At 71.9% G+C, this 14773-nt stretch carries 19 protein-coding genes; 10 read left to right on the top strand and 9 right to left on the bottom strand.

What is annotated here, in order from left to right:
- Positions 1 to 13 precede the first annotated feature (13 nt).
- Both ACIOJE_RS34740 and ACIOJE_RS34745 read left to right on the top strand, forming a co-directional pair.
- Complete coding sequence (locus tag ACIOJE_RS34740; protein ID WP_400781795.1) at positions 14 to 670, top strand: TetR/AcrR family transcriptional regulator; 657 nt, start codon at positions 14 to 16, stop codon at positions 668 to 670.
- Positions 667 to 2241 (top strand): glycerol-3-phosphate dehydrogenase/oxidase, encoded by a 1575-nt coding sequence (locus ACIOJE_RS34745; RefSeq protein ID WP_400781797.1) that lies wholly within the window; start codon positions 667 to 669, stop codon positions 2239 to 2241. Before ACIOJE_RS34740 ends, ACIOJE_RS34745 begins: the two co-directional genes overlap by 4 nt.
- A gap of 88 nt (positions 2242 to 2329) precedes the next feature.
- On the opposite strand, the gene ACIOJE_RS34750 is transcribed toward ACIOJE_RS34745, so the two are convergent.
- Entirely contained in the window at positions 2330 to 2623 is a 294-nt protein-coding gene (locus ACIOJE_RS34750) for a hypothetical protein (protein ID WP_280686001.1), read from the bottom strand.
- A gap of 248 nt (positions 2624 to 2871) precedes the next feature.
- On the opposite strand from ACIOJE_RS34750, the gene ACIOJE_RS34755 reads away from it, so the two are divergent.
- Complete coding sequence (locus ACIOJE_RS34755) at positions 2872 to 3447, top strand: TerD family protein (protein ID WP_280686002.1); 576 nt, start codon at positions 2872 to 2874, stop codon at positions 3445 to 3447.
- A 61-nt stretch (positions 3448 to 3508) separates the two neighbouring features.
- On the opposite strand, the gene ACIOJE_RS34760 is transcribed toward ACIOJE_RS34755, so the two are convergent.
- A complete protein-coding gene (locus ACIOJE_RS34760) occupies positions 3509 to 4786 on the bottom strand; it encodes a monooxygenase (RefSeq protein ID WP_400781798.1) in 1278 nt (425 codons plus the stop codon).
- Positions 4787 to 4969: 183 nt separating this feature from the next.
- Here ACIOJE_RS34760 and ACIOJE_RS34765 point away from each other — a divergent pair, with 183 nt between their 5' ends.
- From ACIOJE_RS34765 to ACIOJE_RS34780, 4 genes are all read left to right on the top strand, one after another.
- Complete coding sequence (locus ACIOJE_RS34765; protein ID WP_400781800.1) at positions 4970 to 5896, top strand: 2,4-dienoyl-CoA reductase FMN-binding domain-containing protein; 927 nt, start codon at positions 4970 to 4972, stop codon at positions 5894 to 5896.
- Between the two features lie 216 nt (positions 5897 to 6112).
- A complete protein-coding gene (locus ACIOJE_RS34770; RefSeq protein WP_400781858.1) occupies positions 6113 to 7036 on the top strand; it encodes an FAD-dependent oxidoreductase in 924 nt (307 codons plus the stop codon).
- 79 nt (positions 7037 to 7115) lie between these two features.
- Entirely contained in the window at positions 7116 to 7655 is a 540-nt protein-coding gene (locus ACIOJE_RS34775; RefSeq protein WP_400781803.1) for a PadR family transcriptional regulator, read from the top strand.
- 104 nt (positions 7656 to 7759) lie between these two features.
- On the top strand, positions 7760 to 8491 hold the full coding sequence (locus ACIOJE_RS34780; protein WP_400781805.1) for a hypothetical protein: 732 nt from the start codon (positions 7760 to 7762) through the stop codon (positions 8489 to 8491).
- A 142-nt stretch (positions 8492 to 8633) separates the two neighbouring features.
- On the opposite strand, the gene ACIOJE_RS34785 is transcribed toward ACIOJE_RS34780, so the two are convergent.
- Positions 8634 to 8990, bottom strand: a complete 357-nt coding sequence (locus tag ACIOJE_RS34785) for an HGxxPAAW family protein (protein WP_400781808.1) — start codon at positions 8988 to 8990, stop codon at positions 8634 to 8636.
- 94 nt (positions 8991 to 9084) lie between these two features.
- Here ACIOJE_RS34785 and ACIOJE_RS34790 point away from each other — a divergent pair, with 94 nt between their 5' ends.
- The 3 genes from ACIOJE_RS34790 to ACIOJE_RS34800 all read left to right on the top strand — a co-directional run bounded on the left by ACIOJE_RS34790 (position 9085) and on the right by ACIOJE_RS34800 (position 11098).
- Positions 9085 to 9570 (top strand): MarR family transcriptional regulator, encoded by a 486-nt coding sequence (locus ACIOJE_RS34790; protein WP_400781810.1) that lies wholly within the window; start codon positions 9085 to 9087, stop codon positions 9568 to 9570.
- Positions 9571 to 9785: 215 nt separating this feature from the next.
- A complete protein-coding gene (locus tag ACIOJE_RS34795; RefSeq protein WP_400781813.1) occupies positions 9786 to 10751 on the top strand; it encodes a DUF4331 family protein in 966 nt (321 codons plus the stop codon).
- A gap of 104 nt (positions 10752 to 10855) precedes the next feature.
- On the top strand, positions 10856 to 11098 hold the full coding sequence (locus tag ACIOJE_RS34800; protein ID WP_400781815.1) for a helix-turn-helix domain-containing protein: 243 nt from the start codon (positions 10856 to 10858) through the stop codon (positions 11096 to 11098).
- Positions 11099 to 11217: 119 nt separating this feature from the next.
- Here ACIOJE_RS34800 and ACIOJE_RS34805 read toward each other — a convergent pair whose 3' ends face one another.
- The 6 genes from ACIOJE_RS34805 to ACIOJE_RS34830 all read right to left on the bottom strand — a co-directional run bounded on the left by ACIOJE_RS34805 (position 11218) and on the right by ACIOJE_RS34830 (position 14760).
- Positions 11218 to 11523, bottom strand: a complete 306-nt coding sequence (locus ACIOJE_RS34805; RefSeq protein ID WP_400781818.1) for a hypothetical protein — start codon at positions 11521 to 11523, stop codon at positions 11218 to 11220.
- Positions 11524 to 12143: 620 nt separating this feature from the next.
- The gene (locus tag ACIOJE_RS34810) at positions 12144 to 12515 is read right to left on the bottom strand and encodes a hypothetical protein (RefSeq protein ID WP_400781821.1); all 372 of its coding nucleotides are present in this window, start codon (positions 12513 to 12515) and stop codon (positions 12144 to 12146) included.
- Between the two features lie 132 nt (positions 12516 to 12647).
- The gene (locus ACIOJE_RS34815; RefSeq protein WP_400781824.1) at positions 12648 to 12896 is read right to left on the bottom strand and encodes a hypothetical protein; all 249 of its coding nucleotides are present in this window, start codon (positions 12894 to 12896) and stop codon (positions 12648 to 12650) included.
- A gap of 323 nt (positions 12897 to 13219) precedes the next feature.
- Positions 13220 to 13693 (bottom strand): hypothetical protein, encoded by a 474-nt coding sequence (locus ACIOJE_RS34820; RefSeq protein ID WP_400781826.1) that lies wholly within the window; start codon positions 13691 to 13693, stop codon positions 13220 to 13222.
- A gap of 87 nt (positions 13694 to 13780) precedes the next feature.
- Positions 13781 to 13927: a hypothetical protein gene (locus ACIOJE_RS34825; protein ID WP_400781829.1), complete on the bottom strand. Its 147-nt coding sequence runs from the start codon at positions 13925 to 13927 to the stop codon at positions 13781 to 13783.
- A 314-nt stretch (positions 13928 to 14241) separates the two neighbouring features.
- Positions 14242 to 14760 (bottom strand): hypothetical protein, encoded by a 519-nt coding sequence (locus ACIOJE_RS34830; RefSeq protein ID WP_400781831.1) that lies wholly within the window; start codon positions 14758 to 14760, stop codon positions 14242 to 14244.
- Between the last annotated feature and the right edge of the window lie 13 nt (positions 14761 to 14773).

Here is a 14773-nt window from a genome sequence, read left to right on the forward strand (position 1 = left end):
AGTTTCACACATCATGTCAAGTAGTAACGCCGAGCCTCGCAGCGCCGCGCAGCCCCCCGAGGCGGCCCCGGCGCCCCGCAGTACCGACGAGGTGCCCCGCGGCACCGACGACGCGATCCTGGACGCCGCTGCCGACCTGATCGTCCATCTCGGCGTGCGCCGAACGCAGTTGGCGGAGATCGCCCGCCGCGCCGGGGTCAGCCGGCCGACCGTCTACCGGCGCTGGCCGGACGTGCGGGCGGTGATCGGCGCGCTGCTCACCCGGGAGATCCAGGCCACCCGGGAGGGCGTCGTCCTGGAGTTCGGCGGTGGGGCCCCGATCGACCGGGAGGCCTTCGTCGACGGGGTCGTCGAGGTGGCCGTCCGGCTGCGGGACCACCCGGTGCTCGGCGCGCTGCTGCGCTCCTCCGACTCCGACCTGCTGCTGGAGTACGTCGTCGAGCGACTCGGCACCAGCCAGCGCGGCCTGCTGGAGGCGCTGCGCGCCGGCATCGAACAGGGGCAGGCCCACGGCTCGATCCGAGCCGGCGAGCCGGTCGAACTGGCCGCCATGGTCCTGCTGATCGCCCAGTCCACCGTCCAGTCGCACCGCATGGTGGCCTCGCTGCTGCCGGAGGCCGCCTGGCGGCGCGAACTGGCCACCGCGCTGAACGGATACCTCGCGCCATGACCTCGACGCCCGCTGCTTCCTCCGCCAGCCCCTTCGCCGGTTCCAGCCGACTCGACGCGGCCCGGAGGCGGTGGGAGCTGGACGCACTGGGGGACCGCCCGCGCTTCGACCTGCTGGTGATCGGCGGCGGCGTCACCGGCGCCGGGGTGGCCCTGGACGCCGCCGCGCGCGGCCTGCGCACGGTGCTGGTCGAGGCCCGCGACCTGGCCTTCGGCACCAGCCGCTGGAGCTCCAAGCTGGTGCACGGCGGCCTGCGCTACCTCGCCTCCGGCCGGATCGGGGTGGCCCGGGAGAGCGCCGTCGAGCGCGGCGTGCTGATGACCCGCACCGCCCCGCACCTGATCCGTCCACTGCCCCAACTGGTGCCGCTGCTCCCGGGCTTGCTGCGCCCCGGGCAGGCCTCGCTGATCCGGGTGGGCTTCCACGCCGGGGACGCGCTGCGCCTCAGCGCCGGGACGCCGGGCGCGCTGCTGCCCCGGGTGCGCCGGATCGACGCCGCGCGGACACGGCAGCTGGTGCCGGGCGTGCGGACGGCCGGCCTGTCCGGCGCGCTGGTCGCGCACGACGGCCAACTCGTGGACGACGCGCGGCTGGTGGTGGCACTGGCGCGGACCGCGGCGCAGTACGGCGCCACCGTGCTGACCCGGGTGCGGGCGGAGTCCGTGACGGGAACCTCCGCCCGGCTCACCGACACGCTCACCGGGCAGTCGCTGACCGTCGAGGCCGGCGCGGTGGTCAACGCCACCGGAGTCTGGGCGGGCGAGGTGGACACGTCGATCAAGCTGCGGCCCAGCCGGGGCACCCACCTCCTGGTGGACGCCGCCGCGCTCGGCCACCCCACCGCGGCGCTCACCGTGCCGGTGCCCGGCTCGACCAGCCGCTTCGTCTTCGCGCTGCCGCAGCAGCTCGGCCGGGTGGCGATCGGGTTGACCGACGAGGACGCGCCCGGCCCGATCCCGGACGAGCCGGTGCCCACCGAAGGCGAGCTCGCGTTCCTGCTCGACACCGTCAACGCCGCCCTGAGCACCGCGCTGACCAGGGCGGACGTGCGCGGCGCGTACGCGGGGCTGCGGCCGCTGATCGACACCGGGGGCGGCAGCACCGCCGACATCTCCCGGGAGCACGCGGTGCTGGAGTCGCCGTCCGGGGTGGTCACTGTGGTCGGCGGCAAGCTCACCACCTACCGGCGGATGGCCGAGGACGCGGTGGACACCGCCGTCCGGCTGCGCGGCCTGCCGGCCCGTGCCTGCTGGACGGCCCGCCTGCCGCTGGTCGGGGCCCCGACCCACCGGGACAGCCGCCCGCTCCCGGCGACCGGCGCGCCCGGCTCGCTGCTCGCCCGGCACGGCGGCGCGGCCTGGGAGGTGCTGGCCGCCGGCGACCTCGGGCCGATCGCCGAAGGCCTGGACGTGACGCGCGCCGAGGTCGCCTACGCCGTCACGCACGAGGGCGCGCTGGACGTCGCCGACGTGCTCGACCGCCGGACCAGGATCGGTCTGGTCGCCGAGGACGCCGAGCGCGCCCGCCCGGCGGTCGAGGAGATCCTGACGCAGCATCAGGGCGGCGCTTAGACAGTGCTGCGGCGGGCCCGAGCTCTCACGCGCCCGGTCGTGGTAGACGTGATGACCGTCAAGGGCAGGGGGCATCGGCCGGGCGGTCTCAGCGCGCCGCGTGCTCCGGCATCGGGTGCTCGGATCCCGCGACCGCCAGGACGCAGGCGTACGGCTGCTCGGCCGCACCCGTCCGGTCGAGCCGGACGGAGAGCGGCAGCGGCGGCTCCCCGGCGAGCTGGGCGGAGAGCGTCAGCGGGTAGACGCCGTGCCCGTGGACGCGGTGGAAGGCGCACTCCTTGCCGTCCACCAGCAGCTCGGTCTCGGTGATCCAGCCGGTCCGGACGTTGACGGTGACCGAGTGCCCGGCCTGGTCGGCGTGGAAGCTGTACCGCTGACGCATGGGAACCTCCCGCGCGGGGGCTTCGATCGGGGAAGGCCGATCGGGAAGGACCAGAGGATCCACGGCCAGTCTAGGGCGGCCACCCGGGCCGGGGCGCCCCGGTGGATCGGCACCAGCGGGCCGGGGTGACGGTCGGTTCCCGGTGGAGCCCCTGAGAAATCCCCGGGGTGGGGCCCGACCGCAGGTGGATTCCGGTGATCTCTACAGTGTTGTAGATTCGTCCGCAGGGAGAGATCGAGGAGGGCATTGTGGGAGTTTCGCTGGCCAAGGGCGGCAACGTCTCGCTGAGCAAGGAGGCGCCCGGTCTGAGCGCCGTGATCGTGGGTCTCGGCTGGGACGTGCGCACCACCACCGGGGCCGACTACGACCTGGACGCCAGCGCGCTGCTGTGCAACGCGCTCGGCAAGGTGGTCTCGGACCAGCACTTCGTCTTCTTCAACAACCTGCACAGCCCCGAGGGCTCGGTCGAGCACAGCGGCGACAACCTGACCGGTGGCGGCGACGGCGACGACGAGCAGATCAAGGTCGACCTGGCGCGGGTGCCGGCCGACGTGGCGAAGGTGGTCTTCCCGGTGTCGATCTACGACGCCGACGCCCGGCTGCAGAACTTCGGGCAGGTCCGCAACGCGTTCATCCGGGTCGTGAACCAGGCCAACGGCCAGGAGATCGCCCGCTACGACCTCAGCGAGGACGCGTCCACCGAGACCGCGATGGTCTTCGGCGAGCTGTACCGCAACGGCGCGGAGTGGAAGTTCCGCGCGATAGGGCAGGGCTACGCCTCCGGTCTGCGCGGTATCGCGACCGACTACGGCGTCAACGTCTGATCCCTGCGGGTGATCTGACGGGGTTTCGGCGGATCGGCCGGACCGGCCCCGGGCGGGCGGCTCACGCGGGCCGCCCGTCCGGCGTCGGCCCGAGGGCGTGGCCGCCGAAACCCCCGCCGCCGGTGAGCTGTTGCCGCCACCAGGCGGTCATCGCCGGCTCGTCCATGGCCGACCAGTCGGGCGCCGCGGCGACCTGCGCCCGGCCGAGCCGTCGGCCCAGTTCCACCAGCTCCCGTCCGACCGCGCCCCGCTCGTGGTCGTACCCGGCCAGCAGCGACGACCAGGACCCGCCGCCCGCCTGCCCTGCCCGCTCGAAGGCGTGCGCGTCCTGCAGTGCCTTCACCGCGCCGCTGGTGTTGTGCGGCCGGACGACGGTGGCCGCGTCCCCGCCGAGGAGCAGGCGCCCGGCCGTGCGGCGCGGGGTCTCCAGGTCGTAGACGGGCTGCAGGAAGGTCCGCTCGCGCGGGGTGATCGTGACCAGGGCGGCCCAGTACGGCGGCAGGTGCCGTTCGGCGAGCTGGCGCAGCTCGTCCACCTGGGCGTCGGTGAGGGTGCCCGCCGGGATGCTGGTCGGGCCGTCGAGGCGCAGCCAGGCGGGGGTGGGCGCGTAGAAGACCCAGTTCGCCTGGGTGCTGCCGGGGGTGAGACCCGGGATGCGGTAGATCACGACCTGGCCGCCGGGGTAGCAGACGGTGGCGCACTCGTCCTCCGGCCAGGCCCCGGCGCCCCCGGGCAGCTCCGCCAGCAGCGCGGTGTCGTAGCTGCCGCGCCAGCACACGTACCCGGCGTACTCGGGCCGGGCCTCCGGGCAGACGGCCGCGCGGACCACCGAGCGGTAGCCGTCGGCGCCGATCACCAGGTCGTACGGTTCGCGGGTGCCGTCGGCGGCCGCGGTCCAGGCGCCGTCCCGGTCGCCGCCGACCGCGGTGACCGTGCTGCCCAGCCGGAACTCGACCCGGTCGGGCGTCCGTTCGCGCAGGGCCTGCCAGAGCACGGCCCAGTGGTGGGAGTGGAACGGCATCGGCTGGTTCCAGAGCACCCGCCCGCGCCCGCCCGGTCCGTCGTCGGACGGGTCCCGGGTGACCCAGCGGCGGACGGTGAGGCGGTGGCGGCGGACGCCCTCGGCGAGGTGGCCGGCGCGGACCAGTTCGGCGAAGCGGTCGTCGTGGATGCAGATCCCGACGCCGCGGTCCTCCAGGCGGCCGGGGCTGCGTTCCAGGACCACGATCCGGTCCGCCCCCAGCCGGGCGGCGGCCCCGGCGAAGGCGCTTCCGGCGATGCTGCCGCCGATCACGGCTATCGAGCCACCCCGCACGGCCGTCCCCTCCCAGATGCCCATGATGTCAATGCGACAATACGCGGATCCTTGGGCAGAGTTGGCGTGAATCGGGGAGCCGGGGCGGCACCCCGTCGTCATCCCCGCCGCCGCCCCTGCCGGCACTCTTATGCAACTAGTTGCACATCCCACCGGCGTCCCCTACTGTGCGGTAACACCGACCCCGCCGCCCCCCAGGAGACATCGATGAGCACGTCGATCAGCACGTCGATGAGCACCGCCCCCGGCAGCAGCCGCTACCCGCACCTGCTCAGCCCGCTCGACCTCGGCTTCACCACCCTACCCAACCGCGTGATCATGGGCTCGATGCACGTCGGCCTGGAGGAGGCCCCCGGCGGCTACCGGCGGATGGCCGCCTTCTACGCCGAGCGCGCCCGCGGCGGCGTCGGCCTGATCGTCACCGGCGGCATCGCCCCCAACGAGGCCGGGCGCCCCTGGGAGGGCGGCGCGATGCTCACCACCGAGGCCGAGGCGGACCGCCACCGCGTCGTCACCGACGCCGTGCACGCCGCCGGCGGCCGGATCGCCCTGCAGATCCTGCACTTCGGCCGCTACGCCTACCACCGCGACCTGGTCGCCCCCAGTGCCCTCCAGGCCCCGATCAGCCCCTTCGCCCCCCACGAGCTCACCGCCGCACAGGTCGAGCAGACCATCGAGGACTTCGCCCGCTGCGCCGAACTCGCCCGCCGCGCCGGGTACGACGGCGTCGAGATCATGGGCTCCGAGGGCTACCTGATCAACGAGTTCATCGTCGCCGCCACCAACCGGCGCGAGGACGAGTGGGGCGGCCCGTACGAGCGGCGGATGCGCTTCCCGGTGGAGATCGTCCGCCGGGTCCGCGAACGGGTCGGCGAGGACTTCATCATCGTCTACCGCCTCTCCATGCTCGACCTGGTGCCCGGCGGCTCCACCCTCGACGAGGTCGTCCGGCTCGCCCAGGCCGTCGAGGCCGCCGGGGCGACCATCATCAACACCGGCATCGGCTGGCACGAGGCCCGCATCCCCACCATCGCCACCTCCGTGCCGCGCGGCGCGTTCGCCTGGGTGACCAGGAAGGTGATGGGCAAGGTCGGCATCCCGCTGGTCACCACCAACCGCATCAACACCCCCTAGATCGCCGAGCAGTTGCTCGCCGAAGGCTGCGCCGACCTGGTCTCGCTGGCCCGCCCGCTGCTCGCCGACGCCGACTTCGTCGCCAAGGCGGAAGGCGGCCGCGCCGACGCCATCAACACCTGCATCGGCTGCAACCAGGCCTGCCTCGACCACACCTTCAGCGGCCTGATCACCTCCTGCCTGGTCAACCCGCGCGCCTGCCACGAGACCGAACTCGTGCTCGCGCCCACGCGGTCACGCAAGCGGATCGGCGTCGTCGGGGCCGGACCGGCCGGGCTCGCGTTCGCCGTCTCCGCCGCCGAACGCGGCCACGACGTCACGCTGTTCGACGCCGCCGAGGCCGTCGGCGGGCAGCTGGACATCGCCCGGCGCATCCCCGGCAAGGAGGAGTTCGACGAGACGCTGCGCTACTACCGCACCCGGCTCGCCGAGTTGGCCGTCACGCTGCGCCTCGGCGCGGCCGCCACTGCCGAGCAGCTCGCCGCCGAGGGCTTCGACGAACTCGTCCTCGCCACCGGCGTCACCCCGCGAACTCCCGCCGACATCCCGGGAGTCGACCACCCCAGCGTGCTCGGCTACCTCGACGTGCTGCGCGACGGCGCACCCGTCGGCGAACGGGTCGCCATCCTCGGGGCGGGTGGCATCGGCTTCGACGTCGCCGAGTTCCTCACCGACCGGGGCGACGCCGCGAGCCTCAACCCGCCCGTGTTCCAGGCCAAGTGGGGCATCGACCCGGACTACCGCGAGCGCGGCGGACTGCGCCGCCCCGAACGGCCCGCACCACCGCGCACGGTCCACCTGCTCCAGCGCAAGACCGGCAAGGTCGGCGCCGGGCTCGGCAAGACCACCGGGTGGATCCACCGCACCGAGCTCAAGCACCGCGGCGTCACCATGGTCGCCGGCGCCACGTACGACCTGATCGACGATGCCGGGCTGCACTTCACCGTGGACGGCGAACGCCAGCTGCTGCCCGTCGACACCGTGGTGCTCTGCACCGGCCAGGAGCCGCGCCGCGACCTGTACGACGCGCTGCGCGAGCGCGGCCTGGAGGTCCACCTCATCGGCGGCGCCGACGTCGCCGCCGAACTCGACGCCAAGCGGGCCATCAAGCAGGGCACCGAACTGGCCGCGACGCTCTGACCCGACCGGCGACGGGATCCCGGCCTGCCCCGACGGGCCCTAAGGCCGACCTACTCCGACGGACCCTAGGATCGACGGCATGTCGCTGCCGCACGCCATCCTCACCGCCCTGCTGGAGAAGCCGTCCTCGGGGCTGGAGCTGACCCGGCGCTTCGACAAGTCGATCGGCTTCTTCTGGCCCGCCACCCACCAGCAGATCTACCGCGAACTGGGCCGGCTGGAGGCCTCCGGACACATCCGGGCCCTCCAGCCGTCCGGCCCCGTCCGCGGGCAGAAGAAGGAGTACGAGGTCCTGTCCGAGGGCCGCGCCGAACTGGCCCGCTGGACGGCCGAGGGCGCCGCGCCCCGCGCGGTCCGGGAACCGCTGCTGCTGCGGCTGCGCGCCGCCGCCGTGGTCGGCACGGACGGCCTGGCGGCCGAGCTGCAGCGCCATCTGACGCTGCACCGCGCGCAGTTGGACGACTACCTGGAGATCGAGCGGCACGACTTCCCGGTCGAGGCGGCGGACGGGGAGAACCGCCTCCAACACGCCGTGCTGCGGGCCGGCATCGGCCTGGAGGCCTTCTGGGTGCAGTGGCTCGCCGAGACCATCGAAGCGCTGCCGTCGGACCGGCCCTGACCTGCGGGTTTCCCGCGCAATCCGGCTCCCCGCGCGCCCCGCCCCGGCCCCGGTGGGAGACTGGTGATCTGTCCCTGCCCGAACTCTCGACCGGGGGCCAATCCATGCATCTCCCGAGGCCTCTTAGCGCCCTCACCGCCGCAGCCCTCCTCGCGGCGGTCACCTTCGGCCCGGCCCACCTCGCCACGGCCGTGGCGCCCACCCAGGACCTGCCCTCCACCGATCAGCTCACGTCGGCGCTGCTCACCGTCGACGACGTCGGGCCCGGCTTCACGGAGGTCCCCAGCACGGCCAGCCCCGGCCCCGAGGAGAACCCGACGCCGGCCAGTGGCTGCGACGCCCTCAGCGCCCTGATCACCATGCACACCGGCGAACCCGGCCCTTCGACCCCGCACGTCGAGGTCGAACTGGACGGTCAGGACGGCAACCCGATGGTAGCCGAGGCCCTCACGGCCGAGGACCCGGCCAAACTCACCACGGACGTCAACACCGCCACCGACGCCCTGAAGAACTGCCACACCATCACCTTCGACGCCGGCACCGACGACACGGTGACCTTCACCGTCACCCCGATCACCCTCGGCGACCGCCAGGACGCCCCCGCCGTCCGCCTCGACGGCACCCTGGCCGGCGTCCAGCTCAACGCCTTCGTCGGCATCGAACGCTTCGGCACCGTCGGCCTGGCCTTCGCCTTCTACCAGCGCGACGGCGACTCCTCCCAACTCGCCTCCGTGCAGTACCGCACCGCCGTCGCCAAGGTCGAGCACACCCTCGGCACCACCGCCGGCGCCGCCACCCCACCCACCGCCCCCGCCACCAACGGCACCGCCGTCTGACCCGGCGCCATCCGCCACCGCGGCCCCGGAGCGGGCCACGGTGGTCTGGCGCGCCTGGAGCCGTACCGGACGGGGACAGTGCCGGTCCGCCCGCCCTTGACCTCAAGTCCGCTTGAGGAGCGAGGGTGGTCGGCGCAGGCGCTCAGGCCTCGACGCGCTGCCGGTCCCGCACGGGGGTCGGGGTCGGGGCGCAGTCGGGGGCGCGGCCGACCAGGCGGCAGCCGAGGCAGTCGGGGTGGCCTCGGCGGCCGGCCGGGTCGGGGGTGCGCCAGTGCTGGAGGTGCGGTGGGCGGGGCCCGGTGGGTTTGCCCCGGCCGGCGAGGTGGAGCAGCCAGCTGGCGAGGGCGCCGAGGGCGACGAGCAGTGCGCCGAGCCAGAGGACGGCGGGTGAGGCGAGGATGAGGGCCGCGCCTGCGACGGTGAAGCCGAGGATCGCGATGACGGAGCCGGTCCAGCCGGCGATGGTGTGCCCCATGTCGTGGTCGCCGTGTGCGCTCATGTCTCCTCGTTTGGTGTGATGGGCGGGTGGTGATGAACGACCCTAGGCCATTTATCTCACGAGATAAGTTACTTAGATGCTAAGGAGATACCGGGTGAAGGGCAAGCCGCGCCCCCAGGCGACGCCCGAGCAGGCGCTGTACGCGATGGATCGGATGATCGCGCTGGCGCAGTTCGGCCAGCAGGACATCGCCGCCCGGCTCGGGCTCAACGTCACCGACCTGACCTGCCTCGGCTTCGTCATCGAGGCGGCGATGGCCGGCGAGGCGCTGGCCGCCGGCGACCTCGCCGAGCGGGCGCAGCTGACCACCGGCGCCGTGACGGGGGTGCTCAACCGGCTGGAGAAGGCCGGGTACGCGCGCCGGGAGGCAGACCCGGCCGACCGGCGCCGGGTGCGGGTGGTGATGGCGGAGGACGCGCAGGCGCGCATCCTCCAGGTCTACGGCCCGTTCTACGAGCGGATCGGCGCGCTGTTCGCCGACTACACGCCGGACGAGATCGCGGTGATCGCGGACTGGTTCACCCGGGCCAAGGGGGTGCTGGGGGAGTCGCTGGACGAGATCCGGGCGGAGACGCCGTAGCGCGGGACCGGTCCGTTCCGGGGCGGTGCGCTCCGGGTCGGTCCGTTCCGGGTCGGTGCGTTCCGGGGCGGGCCGTTCCGGGTCGGTGTGCTCTGAGCCGGTCCGTTCCGGGTCGGGCGTGCGCGGGGTGGCGGCTGTCCGCTGATCAGCGGACAGCCGCGCTCCGCACGGGTGTCGTCGGGACCGGCCCGGGCGGGCGCTGTTACGACAGTCCCATGTCCCACCACCTCAGCGGCCCCAACCTCCGCTCCCCCCGAGGCGACGCGCGGCTCGACCTGACCGACCTGTTCGCCTTTCCGGCCGCCGACGCGTCCGGGCGGACCGTCCTGATCATGAACGTGAACCCCTACGCCCCCACCCGGGCGGCCGAGTTCCACCCGCAGGCCGTCTACCGGATCAACATCGACAGTGACGGCGACCACCGCGCCGACGTCGCCTACTCCTTCACCTTCTCCGCCCCCAGCACCGGCGGACAGAGCGTCACCGTCCACCGCGCGACCGGCACCGCCGCCCAGCGGCACGAACCCGCCGGCGACGTCCTCTTCTCCGCCGTCCCGGTCGCCTTCGGTGACGCGCCCGACGTCGTCGAGACGGACGGCTGCAAGCTCTCGGTCGGACTGCGCAGCGACCCCTTCTTCGCCGACCTCGAAGGGATCGTCAACGACTTCACCTGGACCGGCAAGGACGCGATGGCCGAGGCGAACATCTTCGGCATCGCCCTCGAAGTCCCCGACGCCGACCTCGGCCCCGACCCGACGATCGGCGTCTGGGGCCGGGTCAGCGTCCGCGAGGGCGGCCGGCTCCTCTCCGTCGACCGTGGCGCGCACCCCTCCCTCACCGCCTACTTCAACAAGGAGGAGGTGAAGGACGCGTACAACGCCGGCGAGCCGGCCGACGACTGGGACACCTACCGCGAGGCCTGGACGGCCGTCCTCCAGCATGCCGGGGACTACACCACCGAGGCCGCCACCGAGACCCTCAAGCTCGTCCTGCCCGACATCCTCCGCTACGACCGCTCCCGCCCCGCCGCCTACCCCAACGGCCGCACCCTCGTCGACGACGTGACCTCGGCCCGCCTCACCATGGTCTCCGGTGGCAAGATCACCAGTGACCACATCCCCCCGCACACCGACCTGCTCCCCGCCTTCCCCCACCTCGGCCATCCGCACCCCGTCAAGTAGCCGGACGACAAAGCGGCGGTCAAGGATTCTTGACCGCCGCTTCGCCCTGCTCGTCCTGACCGCGTGTCAGGCTGTGCGACCCCACGGGTCGATGAGGAGATTCGGTGAACCACGCACGCCCGCTGATCGAGGACTTCCCCGCGCACCCGGACGGCGACCCGGCCGCGGCCCTCGCCCGCGCCGTCCACCAGCGCCGCACCGTCCTCGGCCTCTCCACCGCCGACCTCGCCAAGCGCGCTGACCTCACCGAGGCCCAGATCCGCACCATCGAAGCCGGCCACGCTGCCCCCACCCTCCCCCTCCTCACCGTCCTCTCCCGGGCGCTGGAGGCTGCTCGCCTCGACTGAATCACGGTACGGAAGGCCGAACGGTCCGCCGGATTGCCCGGCGGACCGTCGGACGGCCTGAGGTCAGTCGGTCGGCGGGCCGGACCTGTCCGGGAAGCCGCTCAGGGCCGTCCTCGCCGTCAGTTGTCGCTGTTGACGTTGGTGAGGGCGGCGCTGTAGCCCTTGGGACAGTAGAGGATGTCGGTGCCGTCGCCGGTGTGCCAGCGGCCGTTGACCGTCTGTCGGATGCCCTTGACGCTGTCGCTTTCACAGATCAGGACGAGTTGCCAGTGGTTCTTCGGCGCGCTGGTCCGGCAGTTGACGGAGCCCCAGGTCTGGCCCTGGTCGGTGACGCAGTAGGAGATCGCCGAGGCCGACGGCGCGGCGATCAGCCCCGCTCCCATGAGTAGTGCCGCCCCGGTGCCGATGGCTGCGATTCGACGCATGACCTTCTCCTCGTCGTAGGTCTGGCAGTGGGTGCGGTCAGAATGTCGAAGATGTGAATGTGTGCCTACATGAATGGCGTAACTGGCCGAAATCGACCCTTCCGCTTCGGCTCGATGGCATCGTGCCGACCCGCGACAACTGCGGTAGCTCGGTCCTGCGGGCCCTTCACGGGTACGACGACGGGGGGCGGCGGCGACGGAATGCCCGTCGCCGCCGCCTCGACAGCTACGGCCACTTCCGTGGTCCTTTCGCTTGGCACCGACAGGGTCTCCGACCGGACGTTGACCAGCTCCGGCGCGGCCGCGACCTCAGCCGTCTCGACCTCGGCGAACCGCCCGGACCGATGGGCCGCCGCTACGAGATCCTCCACCGAGCACCCCGGGGGCAATCCTTCCCGTCCCATCCAACCCGCCTCCCATCCCAGGTCATCGTTCCACTGCGCGTTCGGCCACCGCCGTCAGGCGCCCTGCTCGGGGAACTGGCCGATGAGTTGTCGGGCCGGTCGCGCCCCGGCCGCCTCGCATCGGACCGCCCCGGCCGGTTCGAGGGCGAAGACCTCCAACGGTGCATCGGCTGGTGAGGCGGCGCACGGTGACCGAGCTCCTGCCGCCGTGCCTGCTCAGTCGCCGATGAAGCGAACGATGTAGGCGGGCTCGGAGAGGGCCTGCTGGAACATCAGGCGGAGTTCGGAGAGGAAGGAGTTCTCCGCCACGGAGAGGGGACGGCCGGCGACCCGGTCGAGCTCGGCGAGGGCCAGTTCGCAGAAGTAGTGGTCGAATTCGGTGTCGTCATAGGGGTCGATGCGCGCCAGCGTCGGAAGGGTATCCCGACCGACTGTGGTCAGCACCGCTTCGAACTCTCCGTCTTCCAGTAGGTGCGAAACGATGTCGGACACGGCTGACTGTCCCTCCTTCCCCTTCCCTTTCCCCTTTGCCTGGCGCTCCATTTCTGCGGTCAGCGTGGTATTCACCAGTTGGATGGACAGTCCCATGTCCCTACCTCCTTGCACGGATGGCCGGCGGGGTTGCCGTCACGCGACAACCCCGCCGGTTGAATGATGGGCTACTTGGTGCGGATCAGTGCGGGTACGCCGCGATGATCTCTCCGCGCCGTGCTACCACGGTCACGTGAGCACCCATGAGGATGTCACCGTCCTGGCCTCGGCGGAGCGCTGCTTGCCGCCGAGCCAGCCGTAGCGGACGCCTGCCTGGCCGTCCTGGGGGATGCCGAACTCGTCGAAGTCCAGCACGACCGGCTTGCTGAGTGCGGTGTCGGTGGTGACGACCACCGAGCCGAACAGGTTGGTCAGTTGGAGCTGGACGTCACCGGTCTTGCCGGTGGTGGCCGCCAGGTCGGCGTCCGGACCCGACACGTTGTGGGTCAGGGTGCCCTGGGCCGTGTCCTCGATGGTCCAGCGGACGTGGTCCGAGTCGTCGCCGTAGGGGTCCAGCTTGGAGTGACCGCGCGTCGGGGCGCCGTCCGAAGCTCGGATGGCGCCCCGATGGGTTGGTCCAGTGGATCAGTGCCCGCTGATCGGGCAATCCGGAGCTCGACGGGAGACTCGTCCCTGCGGCCGATGTGCTTCCGGTCTTACCGCCGGCGACGTTCGAGGACGCTTGGTGGCCCTCCGTGGCTCTGGACGATGACGGCCGTGGCTCGGTACCGGTTCGCCCGCACCCTCCAACGGACATCGGGTCAGTCGAACGAGAAGAGTGCTTCGTAGAGAGTGACGGGCCCGTCAGCGTCCGCAAGGCGGAGGGGGATCGTGCGGCCGAGCTCGTTGCTGGACAGCAGCGCGAACCCTGCGCCGCCGACGACGTCGGCGAGCAGCCGTTCCTCGTTCCGACCAGCCCCGTCGCCTTCCACGGCTGGTGGGAACACGCACTCCCCTGTGGCGTAGCCCTCGGGATGCAGCCTGAAAGCCGTGGCGTACGGCCCGACCATCGAAAGTCGAAGCACGACCCCGCCACCACCCCAGGTGATCCGCCACGCGGAGCCGACATCGTTGTTCTCGTCGGTCACGTCCTCGACGCTCCACGATGCGGGGAAGGCCGACCGGAGAGCCTGGTAGGGATCCCGGTCCAGTAGCTTCATGATCGCGTGGTAGGTGGGGCGCTCAAGGCTTCCGTAAGCGCGGCGGGCGAATTCCGCGTAGGCGGTCTCGGTCATCGCCGGACCTCCTCTCCGTCGCTGGTCGACAGGTACCGCCGGCCCGGTGCTTCGCGGCAGCACCGCAAAGCACCGGGCCGGCCTCGTTCAGGAAACGGGGAAGCCTACGTCACCGAAGCCCAGATCCGCGCCATCGAAGCCGGCCAGCGCGGCCTGCGGGTCGGCCGGCGAGAGCAGGACGGCGATGGGCACGGCGAGCAGCACAGCGGTCCGCCACCGAGGAGTTGTCGACATGACGCCACGTCAGGTTAGCCGTCGATGCCGGCGCGTCCTGCCCGCGGCGTAACCCGCTCGGCCGCAGGTCGGAGCGCCGCGCCGGCCGGTCCTGCCGCTCGGGCGAGCCCGCCGCCACCCTGAGCGGCGTTGCGTAAGTCGACTGCTGTCGTCCGAAGTTGGGCGCCGCTGTGGGTGAGGCCCGGCCGTCGGTCGCCTGGAGTCCGGCGCTCACCCGACGCGACAGCCAGGCTGTCGGCCTGCCCACCCCGGCTCAAACAAGGCGCCACGGACCGCCGGATGAACCGACGGACCGTCACGAAAAAGGACAGGAATCAGGCCAGGCCGAGGGTGCCACAACGTTCCCGGGCGCCGTTGCGAACCCGCTTCGTCCGGCCTTCGGTAGCCAGCGCCGCCAGAACAGTTCGCGAGACCGACTCATTGGCCAGTTTGCGTTGCAACCAGTCGGTTCCGCCAAGGATCGCCTCCAGAACGCGTTCGGCGTCAGTGGCCGACCGAAGCGCAACCTCCCACTCATCGACCCGACGAGCCAGAAAATCAAATTCTGGAACAGCCTGGAGGATTTTACGGGTCTTTGTGCGGAAAGCCTCGTAATCCGTCTCGGTGGCTCCAATCGCATCAACGTACTCGACGACAGCTGCCTCGCCCATAGTTGCATCCGAGTCTCGGCCGATGATTCCCAGGACCTGCTCCTCTTCCGTTTCTTTCACATCCCGGAGAGTTCGGCGATAAATCTGGAAGCGGAGATGCTCGTCCTCCATAGCCTCGGACATTTCGACTCCGACCATCCCGGACAGCATCAGCATCCAGGAGAGATCGCCTTCGGTCACCATAATGTTCCTTGAA

The organism is Kitasatospora sp. NPDC087861, assembly GCF_044742585.1.
Classification (GTDB): domain Bacteria; phylum Actinomycetota; class Actinomycetes; order Streptomycetales; family Streptomycetaceae; genus Kitasatospora.